This is a genomic window from Roseivirga sp. YIW32 (assembly GCF_057219245.1).
Map to the genome: position 1 here is coordinate 700,213 of NZ_JBXVVG010000002.1, position 12,124 is coordinate 712,336.

Sequence of the window (12,124 nt, forward strand, 5' to 3'; positions counted from 1 at the left end):
CGAAATTAAAAAATCTCGTCATCAAAAATGATGGTATTGGTCGTATCTGTTGGACTTGCGATCTGCTCGAATAAAGCGCAATCAATTTCCATGTTGAGGTCTGCTGGTCTCTCAAAGAGTGTTTTTTCAAATCCGATGGTTGTATCGGCATAGACTTTTTGCATGAATAAGCCAACGATTGGTAATGCCGTTCTGGCTCCTTGTCCTTCTGGCCATGAACTAAAGTGTATGGCACGATCATCACCGCCAACCCATGCACCTGTGACGAGTTCATTGGTCACGGAAACGAACCAACCGTCCGATGCATTCTGAGTGGTTCCGGTCTTAGCACCGATGCTATTCTTCTCTTGCTCCCGATCCACCAAGCCGTACATCCACTGCAGTCTCGCTCCTGAGCCACTTTTGACCGTTTCTTGCATCATATTGAGCATGATGTAAGCGACATCTTTACTTACTGCTCGCTTCTTTTTCGGCACATTTCTGTAGATCTCATTGCCAAATCGGTCTTCAATTCTATCGATATAATAGGGTTCGATATGTGTTCCCTCATTGGCGAAGGTGCCATAGGCTCCTACAACCTCTTCTAAAGAGACATCTTCTGTTCCTAAGGCAATGGAGTAGTAGGGAGGAATTGGACTCTGGATGCCTAAGCGTTTGGCCATGTTCACTACTTTTTGTGGTTTGACAATGTCCATCACGCGCGCTGTGATCGAGTTGACCGATTTGGCCATGGCCAGTTTTAAGGTGAGCTCATCTCCACTGAATCGGCCCTCTGCATTTTGCGGAAACCAGGGTTCATCTTGTCCGGGAATATCGATGGTGATGGCTTCATCTTTAAAGGTGAAGCAAGGAGAGTAGCCTTGTTCAATGGCTGCTGCATAGACGAAAGGCTTGAATAAAGAGCCGGGTTGTCTTTTGGCCAATCGCACATGATCGAATTTGAAGTGTTTGTAATTGACACCTCCTACCCAAGCTCGTATAGCTCCTGTGGTGGGGTCGGTGGCTAAGAAGCCCGCTTGTAGAAACTGCTTATAGTACATTAGGGAATCCATGGTACTGAATAAGGTATCCCGTTCACCTTGCCAGGAAAAGACATTCATCTCTTTCTTAAGGTTCATGTAATAATCAATGGAGTCGGAATCTTCGCCATACTTTTCGACCAAGTTCCGGTAAGCAGGAAGTCTTGGGACGATGAAATCTTCTAAGAAGTCATTCATGTCGCGTCCTTTGCTGTCGATCCAAAGGCTACGATCCTCTGCTCGGAAGATGGAGTCAAATCGCGCCTGCAGGGGCCTCATCGCACTGTCCATGGCGTCTTCGGCATATTGCTGCATACGTGAATCAATGGTCGTGTAAATGCGCAATCCGTCTCCATAAAGATCATAACCCAACGAACTGGCGAGGTCTCTAAGGTCTTTTCTTGCCTCTTCTCTGAAGTATTGGGCAAGGCCTTGGTTCTGATCTTGCTGACGGAAATTAGTGAGATCGATTTCTGTATTCTTTAAGCTGTCATAAGCAGTCTGTGATAAGAAGTCATATTTCACCATCTGATTCATCACAATATTTCTTCTTTCCTTCGAGTTTTGAGGGTTAATGTCGGGCCGGTAGGTGGTCACTCCTTTTTGCATTCCTGCCAGAACAGCGGCTTCTTCTACGGTCAGCTTATCGGGGAGCTTTCCAAAGTAGGTCTTTGCTGCGGCCTTGATACCGTAAGCATTGTTGCCAAATTCAACCGTGTTGTAGTACATGGCCATGATCTCTTCCTTGGTGTAAGACCTCTCCAATCGTACCGCCAAGATCCATTCTTTCGTTTTGTAGATCAGTTGATCCAAAACCCCAATTACTCCTTCTAAAGCTCCTTTTTCCTCTTCTCGAATTACCCTTGTTTTGAAGAGGTTCTTAGCGAGCTGTTGGCTAATGGTACTACCTCCCCCTCTCTGGTTAAAGGTTAGTACACCAAAGGCTACCCGAAACATTGAAGGAAGGTCGATGCCGGCGTGCTCATAAAAGCGGATGTCTTCCGCAGCAAGTAGTGCCTGCTGAAGGTTTTCTCCTAATTCATCGTAGGTTACCGGTTTGCGGTTATCTCTGTAATAACCAGAGCCTAACTGCACGCCATCGATGGTGTATACGATAGAGGTAAGGTTCTGCTTGGGATTTTCTAGTTGTTGATAGCTAGGTAATGGACCGAACCAATTATTGATGTTGTTGCTTACGGCCCATAGGTATACCGGAAATCCAATGATGCCAAGCACAAAGAAAACCCAGAGTAGCCTCGTAACTAATTTGAGTTTCAATTTTTGAGAAAGTTGTACGCCCATGCTAATGGATTATGCTATTGGTAGAATTTCTTATTGAACCCAAGATACTCTTCTAACCTCTTGCTTTGGAAAAGCAGGGTAAAATTATCTCTTGAGATAGCAAAATTATGAAAATTTGGGTCGGGTTGGCGATCCATTGATCTTAACGCTTTAGTCAGCGCTAAATTATATGTAACCGATGCGGATTTGGTTTTGAAAGAATTCACGAACATAATGCCGCTTTGTGTCTTCTCATCAAAGTTTAAAAAGCCAACAGAAAGCCGTTGGCGTTCGAAATTCTCAGCATTGAAAGCCTCTATGAATAATTTCAACTGCTCAGGGTCTGTCAATGATAGATCGAAGGATAAGGCAACCAAATGCAATTGATTGAAGTCTTCGCTGTACTCAAAGTCATCCGTTACCACAAGATCACTTTTTGCCGGGTTCACTTTGTTCAACAGTTCTTGTGCATAGGCATGCAGTTCTCCTTCCGGATATTTTGCTGAGAAGTCTTTCAACGCCTTTTCGTAAGAAAATAAGCCTTCTGTTCTACCCTTGATGATGGCAGCCAATAACTCTACATTTTGCAGAAAGTCCACGTCTTCGAAATCGTCTAAGGCCTGCCGAATCATTTGATCGGCCTTCACGTAATCCCCTTGATCGTAGGTTCGGTAGATCTCTTCATAGCGACGTTGAAGCGCTTGATTTCGTTGTTCCTTTTCAACCAGGTAATTGGGGTTGATCAATAGCTTGGCGATCAGACTATCTGGATAATCTTCGATGATGGTTTCTTTATAATTAGTGGCGTCGTTGATGTTTTTTGTTTCATTGAGTGTGTAGAGTGCATACAAGGTTTCAAGTCGTAATTTCGACCGAGGATAGCGCGAAAGTAGCGTCAAATAGGATTCCTCAGAAAGGTCTTCTCTCTCCAATCCAAAACGATAGATCCTTCCACATTCAAATAAGGCATCGGCAATGGCTAAATTGAGTTGCTCCTTTTCCTCGGCCGTTCGAGGAACAGTAGCAATGAGTTGTTGCTTTTGGGCAGCGCGATCATCCGCTTCCGGGGGAGTTTGTTCTTCTTCGGCAAGTACTTCATCAACTTTTTCAGGAGCACTATCATTGGTGATGCCAATGGTTGTTTTCTGTGAACGACGCCAATCATCAGCCAATGGTCGATTGCCCCAGTTTTTTTGAAATTCCTGTTGGCCTTGTCCGACGGCCACAATATTGTAGAAGTACCACGTGCCATCGGTGGGCTCATCAGCACCAGCATCAATCAGTGTATTTGAGCCTGCAAAGTTGTTTTGGTTTTGGTTGGCTCTTTTGCGTGATGCGGCTTTTTTTGCCTCTTCTTTTGCCAAGTATTGGTCGAGAAAAGCATCGAGCTGAATGGGGCTGAGTTCGGAGAGAGCCAGTAAGCTATCGTTTTTATCGATCACGTTGAGTTCTTGTACCAATTCCTTGAGTACCTCTTGTCGTTTAACGATACGCTCATAGCCGGGCTCGTCTTCAGGCAGTTTCATAACAGTGCTGTCGTAGTAGGTACTTGCGTAGCGATAGTTTTCGAATTCATCGTAGTAGATCTGCGCAATTCTAAGGCTGGCCAGGCCTTGCGTTCGTGCATTGGGTTGCTCAACGTCCAAGGCCCTAAGGTAATTGGTTATGGCGCGTTGGTATTCTTTTCTCCTTTGCTCGAGCCTACCCATAGAATAATAGATCTTGTCTTGGTACTCGGCGTTCTTTCCGTCTTTCAAAAGTTTTTCATAGAAGGCATAGGCTTTTTCCACATCGCTGTCATTTCGAATATCAGTAACCGCCATTTTTCGAAGTTGCGTATGAAAAAGGAGTTCATAAGGTGGGTTTCCTTTGATCGCTTTCTCATAATAGGCAAGCGCATTCGGAAAGTCTCCTTCTCTTTCGGCTAATTGGCCGAGAATGAAATAGGCTCTTCCTTTCGGGTCCTTTGCCGGTATGTACTCGGCAACGGCTTCTAGGTCTTCTCGCATTAGCGATGTTTCTCCCAGTCGCTGATGGAGAAAGGCTTGTTGTAATTTGTACTCGATGGCATTTTCTACCGTCAAATTCTCCTTGTCGAGGTAGTCCATCACTTCATAAGTGAGCTCTCTCTCGTCCATGTCCATGTAGGTGCGCATCAATAAGATGAGTGCTTTTTGCCGAGTTGGTGCGTCGTCAGATTTATTGTACACGTATTGAAACGTTTCGATGGCAAACTGAAACTCGGCGCGCAAGTACCTGATTTTCCCAATGATCAAGTAATTGTCATCTACCCAATCGCTGGTCGGATACCATTCAATGACTTGGGAGCTTTTTTTGAATGCTTCATCGAGCTTCTCTTTGTTGCTTTGTATGGTGGAGGAATCAATGTCAGGATAGATTTTTAGCAAGTCATTGAAGTTGTAATCATAGGCTTCTTCAATGTCGAGATACACCTCATTGACGAATTCGTTGGCATAGAAATACCCATTATAGCGGGCATTGATGTTCTGATAGGCCTTGGTACCGCAACCCATTGCAGATAAAATCAGTATAAGGAGGGCAAAGAGGATATGGGGGCGATTGTTTTGCAAAAGTAGTTTGATGACTAGAACACAACGAAATTAGTGAGCTATTCATACAATTAAAGATGCATTCTTACTTTTTAAGTAAAAATTTTATTCATTTTAGACATTCGTTTTGGCAAAATTCAAAAAGACCCTTTCCAATTGGCTCAATGCCCGTCATAACCTGATCATTCAGAATGAGGAGAATTTTTCTGAAAAGGCAACCTACAAATTCACTTACGCCAAAGTGATCTTTTTCTCTTTTATCGTCTTTTTGCTTGTGTTGTCCTTGGCTTTTTATTTGGTCAATACGGTGTTAAAGCAATGGTTCGACCCTCGCTATACGGCCCAGCAAAACAGAATAGAATTGATCGAAATGAGGCAATCGCTGGACTCTTTAGAAACAGAGCTCGACGAGCGTGATAATTACATTCAGAACATCAAACGGATCCTTTCGGGTGAGGAGCAAGAGCCCATGGGCGAACAGGACAAGGCTCCGGCGAAGGAGACAGAACCGAATGAGCGATATGCCCAGATCGATTCTTCTTTCAAGTCAGAGTTCGAAACAGGGGGTGATTTTTTATTGACCGCTGTCAATGACAATTTGGAATTGCGTGAAGTGTACTTCTTTTCCCCAGTTAATGGGTATAACATTTCTGCCCCATTCGACCCGCTGAATGAACACTATGGCATCGATGTATTGAGTAAAAAGGACGAGACGATCAAGAGTATAGCCGATGGTACGGTCATCTTTGCCGATTGGACACAGAATGATGGCTATGTGGTGGCGGTACAGCACAGCCAGAACTTGATTTCCGTGTATAAGCATAATTCTAGTTTGACCAAAGCATCGGGAGCGATCGTTACGGCGGGAGAAGTGCTGGCGATTATCGGTAATACGGGAGAACGAACTTCTGGTCCTCATTTGCATTTTGAGCTCTGGTATGATGGTGCCCCAGTGAATCCTGAAGAGTTCATATCATTCTAATTTTAGCTATATTCGCGCTATGTTCGCTAAAGACGATAAAAACAGCACTGTGGAGCTTTCGACGATTTCTAATATCATCGGAAAAGACACCATGTTAGACGGCAGTATGTCGTCTTCCGGAAATGTTCGTGTGGAAGGAAAAGTAACCGGCGACGTGAAAGCAAAAGCGAAGTTTGTGCTAGGAGGAGAGGCTGTGATCAAGGGCAATGTGGTTGCTCGCTCAGCCGAAATCGCCGGACGAATTGAGGGCAATATCGAGATCTCAGAGGTGCTCACCTTACGACCCACAGCTGTGATCAACGGAGACATCCTTACCAATAAACTGGTTGTTGAGCCCGGTGCCACTTTCAATGGTGGCTGTCGAATGGGACATCTTGCCAAAGAAATAGAAATAGAGCTACCCGAGCGTGCCAGCGAAAAAGTCTTCAAAAGAGCCTAAGGAACAGGCCAATGCTTTCCTCAAGTATTCTCAGTTGGGATTACAGTTATTCATCACCATCGGAATTTGCGGATACCTGGGGTACCTCATGGACGAAAAATGGCGAGAGGGATCTGCTTTATGGGTCATCGTCATGGTCATGGTGGGTACGGGTGGAGCACTCTATCATTTGTACCGGTCCTTGCCCAAAGAATAAAACAACGGACTGTTTTATGGTAATATGCCGTGAGAAGTCGCCCAACGGAGCACCCTTTTTACCAGAATATCTCTGAACTTTGCATTAGTATCTACCATTGAAAAGCCTACCTTTGCGGCATGAAAAGTCTGAGGAGGCAAATAATGGAGTCTTTGATCTTCTCCCTTGCCTTGACACTGCTTATTTGGGTCTTGACCTTTATTCCTGGAGCTGAGCGATTTATCCATGCGCAGATCTGGGGAATTCTTATTTTTTCAGCCCTTTTGGGGATATTGGTTGCCGGCATTGCCGCTTGGGGAATGAGCACATTTGATGCCCAATCTAGACCCAATATTTTCTTAGGTCTGACGGTGCTGAGGATGCTCTTGAGCATGGTATTCATTGGCATTGTAATCTTTTCAGGAGTAGAAGAGCGAATCCTCTGGGTAGCAGACTTTTTTGGGGTGTATTTATTCTACTTAGTATTTGAAATACTAAGCATTCTATCTAACTTGCGCGCGATTTCGGCAGAGGGCGAAAAACCATGATGAAAGAAAGACGAACTAACAAACTCAATTTACTGATCATAAGTGCTTTAATCGCACTTTTCAGTTTAACAAACAGTTCAACTCTTTTTGCTGCATCGGGCAGTGGAGAAGAAGGCGAAGGAGAAGAGAGCAAGACCGAATTCATCATGCACCACATCGCTGATGACTACCAGTGGCACATCATTACGCTAGGGCACACCCACGTGACGATTCCGTTACCCGTCATTATTTACGATTACGAAGAAGGATTAAAGGTATTTATGTCGTCTGACTTCTATGATGAGCACCACGAACCCGTTGCTCATGGTGGATTCATGATCGATCATGGTAAACTCATCAAAGTAGGTCCGGAACACAATGATCCTGAGCATGCGGACATGGTGAAAGAACATCACGGAGAAGGCGCTGAGGGGATGCATGAAGCACACGCCGAAGACGACGAACATGCCGGTACTACTTCAGGCTTTTTAGACATTTCCATTACAAAGAATGTGGCCTCTATGCTCATCAGCATGGTCCTTTTGATTATCGTATTTTTCTCCGTAGCAAAAGGCTACAAAAAGGGAGTTTCTGCGCCAAAGGGAATTCAGTCGTTCTTTGAACCCATCATTGTCTTCATACGAGATGATATTGCCAAAACGAACATTGGTGCCGATAAGTACGAGCGTTTTATGCCGTATTTGTTGACCCTTTTCTTCTTTATTTTATTCAATAACCTTATGGGCTTAACGCCTGGTGCAGCTAACCTTTCCGGTAACATTGCGGTCACCTTGTGTTTGGCATTGTTCACCTTTTTTATCACACAGTTCAATGGAAGAAGCGCGTATTGGGGGCACATCTTCTGGACGCCTGGTGTACCGCTTCCTTTACGACCTATTATTATGCTGGTAGAGGTAATTGGTATTTTCACCAAGCCGATCTCCTTGACGCTTCGTTTGTTCGCTTCGATCACAGCAGGGCACATCGTGGTATTGAGTATTATCGGATTAGGATTCATTTTAAATAGTTTGGCCGTTGGTGTTGTAGGAACCTTGTTCTCTACCATCATTACGCTAATAGAGATAATTGTTGCTTTGATTCAGGCTTACGTTTTTACATTGTTTTCTTCAATGTACATCGGCCAAGCTGTGGATGATGGGCATCACTAATTAGAACCATTGTTTCATTTATTAATAAACAAATTATGTTATCTATTTTATTGACAGCTGGTTATGCCCTAATGGGAGCCGGTATTGGTGCTGGTCTTGTTGCAATTGGCGCAGGCCTTGGTATCGGAAAAATTGGTGCTGCCGCTATGGAAGGTATGGCACGTCAGCCTGAGGCTGCAGGTAAATTGCAGTCTGGTATGTTGATTATTGCTGCCTTGATCGAGGTAATTGCGCTTTTTGGCGTTGTTGCTTGTTTCTTGTTGGCTGTAAACGGCGACATCGTAGCTGCACTTTAATTGATTTGAATGTACTTCCGCTTTTGCATTAGGCAGGCGGAAGGCATTCTATTTAACTCTTAGAAACATGGATTTATTAATACCAGACACCGGTTTATTTATTCTGCAGACATTAGCGTTTTTAATTCTATTGTTTGTTTTGGGCAAGTTTGCCTGGAAGCCCATTTTGTCAGGCTTAAAAGAAAGAGAGGAAACCATTGAAAATGCATTGCTCTCTGCGGAAAAAGCCAAAAATGAGATGCAGGCGCTTCAAGCCGACAACCAAAAGCTGTTGGCAGAAGCCAGAGCAGAAAGAGATAAGACCTTGAAAGAGGCTGTCGCTACTGCTAATGCCATCAAAGAAGAGGCAAAAGAAGAAACGTCAAAGATTGCTGCCAAAATGATCGAAGACGCAAAAGCTTCCATCGAAAATGAAAAGAGAGCAGCTTTAGCAGACGTAAAATCGACCGTGGCTGCATTGTCATTGGAGATAACAGAAAAGATCCTGAAAAAAGAATTAGCTGACGAAAAAGCGCAGCAGAGCCTTGTTGAAGGATACATTAAAGAATTGAACTTAAACTAATTCTGACGAATGTCTGAATATAGAATTGCTTCTCGTTACGCGAAATCACTGCTTGAACTGGCTGTTGAAAAAGGCAAGTTAGAAGAGGTGCATGCAGACATGCAGCTTCTTAACAAACTGGCTGATGAAAACAGAGACTTTGAGCTGATGTTGAAAAGTCCTGTGGTCTTGCACCAAAAGAAATTGGCTATCCTGAACAAGGTATTCACCGGTAAAGTGGATGAGTTGAGTTTGTCGATTTTTCAATTATTGACGAAAAAGCATCGAGAAGAATATTTGCCTTTGATCGCTAAGGAATTCCATCACATGTATAACGACCATAATGGAATCGCAGAGGCAACAGTGACAACGACCTTTGCCCTTGATAAGAAAACAAAGGCGGCCTTTGAAGAGGTGGTCAAGTCCATCACAAAAAAGAAAGTAGAATTAACAGAAGTGGTAGATAAAGAATTGATCGGAGGCTTTGTGCTGAAGGTTGGTGATCGTCAGATTGACGATTCTGTCAGCTCAAGGTTGAAAGCACTGCGGGTTGATTTTTCAAAGAACCACTATCAAAAAGCATTTTAAAAAATAACTGATCATAAAATGGCAGATGTAAGACCTGATGAAGTATCAGCAATATTGAGGGAACAACTCTCAAACTTCAAATCTGAAGCCGAACTCGAAGAAGTAGGTACAGTATTGCAAGTAGGTGATGGTGTAGCCAGAATCTACGGACTATCTAATGCTCAATCTGGTGAGCTGTTAGAATTTGACAATGGGTTGAATGCCTTGGTATTGAACCTAGAGGAAGATAACGTAGGAGCTGTATTGCTTGGCGAATCTTCTGAGATCAAAGAAGGAGATACTGTCAAAAGAACAGGACGAATCGCTTCGATCAATGCTGGAGAAGGCATGGTGGGTCGAGTTGTCGATACATTGGGTAATCCAATTGATGGTAAAGGACCTATCGAAGGGGAAACCTTTGAAATGCCTTTGGAGCGTAAAGCGCCAGGTGTAATTTATCGTCAGCCAGTAAACGAGCCTCTTCAAACAGGTATTAAAGCGATTGACTCGATGATTCCGATCGGTAGAGGTCAGCGTGAGTTGGTAATTGGTGACCGTCAAACGGGTAAGACTGCCGTTGTGATCGATACGATTATCAACCAGAGAGAATTTTACGAAGCTGGAGAGCCGGTATTCTGTATTTACGTAGCGATCGGTCAAAAGGCGTCTACAGTAGCGGGTGTGGTAGCGGCATTAGAAAAAGGTGGTGCAATGGACTACACTGTGGTTGTTGCTGCTTCTGCTTCAGACCCTGCTCCAATGCAGTTCTTTGCTCCATTTACAGGTGCAGCCATTGGTGAATTCTTTAGAGATACAGGTCGTCCTGCTTTGGTGGTTTATGATGATCTTTCTAAGCAAGCGGTAGCTTATCGTGAGGTTTCTCTTCTATTGAGAAGACCTCCGGGACGTGAAGCATATCCTGGTGATGTTTTCTATCTTCACTCAAGACTCTTGGAAAGAGCGGCAAAGCTGAACGATAACGATGAGATCGCTGCAGCAATGAACGACTTACCTCCTTCTTTGCAAGGAAAAGTTAAAGGTGGTGGTTCATTAACAGCCCTTCCGATCATTGAAACACAAGCGGGTGATGTTTCGGCTTATATTCCCACGAATGTGATCTCAATTACGGATGGTCAGATCTTCTTGGAAACTAACCTTTTCAACTCAGGTGTACGTCCTGCCATTAACGTAGGCATCTCTGTATCTCGAGTTGGAGGTTCTGCCCAGATCAAATCGATGAAGAAGGTATCCGGTACGTTGAAGCTTGACCAAGCTCAGTTCCGTGAACTAGAAGCCTTTGCGAAGTTCGGTTCCGATCTTGATGCAGCGACTCAATTGACGATCGATAGAGGTAGAAGAAACCAGGAGGTATTGAAGCAAGCGCAGTTCTCTCCGGTTCCTGTTGAAGAGCAAGTAGCGGTTATCTATGCGTCTACCAAAGGGTTGATGGATAAAGTACCTGTTGAGAAGGTGAAGGAATTCGAAGCCGAATTCTTGACGATTTTGAGAACGAGCCATGCCGATGCATTGGCGAATTTCAAAGCAGGTAAACTAGATGAGTCAGCAACCTCAACATTAGAAAAAGTAGCAAAAGAAGTTTCTGCTAAGTATTAATTAACGGCTACGGCCCATTGAAATAGCTTATGGCAAGCTTAAAAGAAGTAAAAGAACGAATCAAATCCGTCTCCTCGACGCAGCAGATCACGAAAGCCATGAAAATGGTGGCCGCTGCTAAATTGAGAAAGGCGCAAGACAGGACTGTCCAACTCAGACCTTACTCTCAGAAGTTAGGTGCTATTTTGGCCAATGTAAGTTCGGGCACCGATGAGGGGCTCGATACCTACGCAGCTGAAAAAGAAGGTGGAAAAGTGCTGGTTGTTGCGGTTTCCTCAGATAGAGGACTCTGCGGTGCGTTCAATTCGAATGTATTCAAAGGGGTGAAGGCGCTGATGGCTAACCATGAGTTGGGAAAAGCTGATGTGGATGTTATGCCAGTAGGCAAGAAATCCTATGACTTCTTTAGAAAGAATGGATTTAATCTTGTCGATTCTTATTGGGATGTATTTGGTGATTTGACCTTCGAGAACGTTCGTGCAGGTGCAGAACATGCCATGTCTTCTTTTGTGGCGGGTGATTACCATAAGGTAGTGATCGTTTACAATGAGTTCAAAAATGTGGCGACGCAGATCGTAAGAACAGAGCAGTTTTTGCCAATTCTGGAAGTGCCAAAGGTGGAAGGAGCGGAAACGAATGCTGATTACATCTACGAACCATCAAAGGAGTATATCATTGAGGAGCTCATTCCTAAATCATTGAAGATACAGTTCTATAAAGCTGTTTTGGAATCTAATGCTTCTGAGCATGGGGCACGAATGACAGCCATGGGCAAAGCAACAGATAACGCTGGCGAGTTGTTGAAGGAGTTGAAATTGACCTATAACAGAACGCGTCAGGCGGCCATTACCAAGGAAATCTTGGAGATTGTAGGTGGTGCCGAGGCTTTATCCTCTGATCGTTAAGAGAAAGAAATCATTTCTGATAAATTTAACCCTGATCCC

Annotated in this window: 12 protein-coding genes; 10 read left to right on the forward strand and 2 right to left on the reverse strand. The window is 44.1% G+C overall.

Annotation, left to right across the window (positions count from 1 at the left end; all coding sequences use genetic code 11):
- Positions 1 to 5: 5 nt before the first annotated feature.
- Complete coding sequence (locus AC2D6U_RS11815) at positions 6 to 2,297, reverse strand: penicillin-binding protein 1A (protein WP_484721194.1); 2,292 nt, start codon at positions 2,295 to 2,297, stop codon at positions 6 to 8.
- Positions 2,298 to 2,335: 38 nt separating this feature from the next.
- Positions 2,336 to 4,834: a type IX secretion system periplasmic lipoprotein PorW/SprE gene (gene porW / locus AC2D6U_RS11820; RefSeq protein ID WP_484721195.1), complete on the reverse strand. Its 2,499-nt coding sequence runs from the start codon at positions 4,832 to 4,834 to the stop codon at positions 2,336 to 2,338.
- Between the two features lie 163 nt (positions 4,835 to 4,997).
- Between porW and AC2D6U_RS11825 the strand changes: the two genes are divergently transcribed.
- The 10 genes from AC2D6U_RS11825 to atpG all read left to right on the forward strand — a co-directional run bounded on the left by AC2D6U_RS11825 (position 4,998) and on the right by atpG (position 12,085).
- A complete protein-coding gene (locus tag AC2D6U_RS11825) occupies positions 4,998 to 5,852 on the forward strand; it encodes a M23 family metallopeptidase (protein ID WP_484721196.1) in 855 nt (284 codons plus the stop codon).
- A gap of 19 nt (positions 5,853 to 5,871) precedes the next feature.
- Entirely contained in the window at positions 5,872 to 6,291 is a 420-nt protein-coding gene (locus tag AC2D6U_RS11830) for a bactofilin family protein (protein WP_484721197.1), read from the forward strand.
- Entirely contained in the window at positions 6,260 to 6,487 is a 228-nt protein-coding gene (locus AC2D6U_RS11835; protein WP_484721198.1) for an AtpZ/AtpI family protein, read from the forward strand. Before AC2D6U_RS11830 ends, AC2D6U_RS11835 begins: the two co-directional genes overlap by 32 nt.
- A 143-nt stretch (positions 6,488 to 6,630) precedes the next feature.
- Positions 6,631 to 7,014 (forward strand): hypothetical protein, encoded by a 384-nt coding sequence (locus AC2D6U_RS11840; RefSeq protein WP_484721199.1) that lies wholly within the window; start codon positions 6,631 to 6,633, stop codon positions 7,012 to 7,014.
- Positions 7,011 to 8,162, forward strand: coding sequence for a F0F1 ATP synthase subunit A (atpB, locus tag AC2D6U_RS11845; RefSeq protein ID WP_484721200.1), 1,152 nt, complete (start codon positions 7,011 to 7,013; stop codon positions 8,160 to 8,162). Before AC2D6U_RS11840 ends, atpB begins: the two co-directional genes overlap by 4 nt.
- Positions 8,163 to 8,194: 32 nt before the next feature.
- The gene (gene atpE, locus AC2D6U_RS11850; RefSeq protein WP_484721769.1) at positions 8,195 to 8,458 is read left to right on the forward strand and encodes an ATP synthase F0 subunit C; all 264 of its coding nucleotides are present in this window, start codon (positions 8,195 to 8,197) and stop codon (positions 8,456 to 8,458) included.
- A 67-nt stretch (positions 8,459 to 8,525) separates the two neighbouring features.
- Positions 8,526 to 9,020, forward strand: coding sequence for a F0F1 ATP synthase subunit B (locus AC2D6U_RS11855; protein WP_484721201.1), 495 nt, complete (start codon positions 8,526 to 8,528; stop codon positions 9,018 to 9,020).
- 9 nt (positions 9,021 to 9,029) lie between these two features.
- Entirely contained in the window at positions 9,030 to 9,587 is a 558-nt protein-coding gene (gene atpH, locus AC2D6U_RS11860) for an ATP synthase F1 subunit delta (RefSeq protein WP_484721202.1), read from the forward strand.
- 18 nt (positions 9,588 to 9,605) lie between these two features.
- On the forward strand, positions 9,606 to 11,180 hold the full coding sequence (atpA, locus tag AC2D6U_RS11865; protein WP_484721203.1) for a F0F1 ATP synthase subunit alpha: 1,575 nt from the start codon (positions 9,606 to 9,608) through the stop codon (positions 11,178 to 11,180).
- A gap of 29 nt (positions 11,181 to 11,209) precedes the next feature.
- Entirely contained in the window at positions 11,210 to 12,085 is an 876-nt protein-coding gene (gene atpG / locus AC2D6U_RS11870) for an ATP synthase F1 subunit gamma (protein WP_484721204.1), read from the forward strand.
- Positions 12,086 to 12,124: the final 39 nt, after the last annotated feature.

Bases quoted from the DNA above. Each gene is read 5' to 3' on its own strand.
- porW (WP_484721195.1), bottom strand. From the start codon at position 4,834: ATGGGTTGCGGTACCAAGGCCTATCAGAACATCAATGCCCGCTATAAT.
- AC2D6U_RS11830 (WP_484721197.1), top strand. From the start codon at position 5,872: ATGTTCGCTAAAGACGATAAAAACAGCACTGTGGAGCTTTCGACGATT.
- AC2D6U_RS11840 (WP_484721199.1), top strand. From the start codon at position 6,631: ATGGAGTCTTTGATCTTCTCCCTTGCCTTGACACTGCTTATTTGGGTC.
- atpB (WP_484721200.1), top strand. From the start codon at position 7,011: ATGATGAAAGAAAGACGAACTAACAAACTCAATTTACTGATCATAAGT.
- AC2D6U_RS11855 (WP_484721201.1), top strand. From the start codon at position 8,526: ATGGATTTATTAATACCAGACACCGGTTTATTTATTCTGCAGACATTA.
- atpH (WP_484721202.1), top strand. From the start codon at position 9,030: ATGTCTGAATATAGAATTGCTTCTCGTTACGCGAAATCACTGCTTGAA.
- atpA (WP_484721203.1), top strand. From the start codon at position 9,606: ATGGCAGATGTAAGACCTGATGAAGTATCAGCAATATTGAGGGAACAA.
- atpG (WP_484721204.1), top strand. From the start codon at position 11,210: ATGGCAAGCTTAAAAGAAGTAAAAGAACGAATCAAATCCGTCTCCTCG.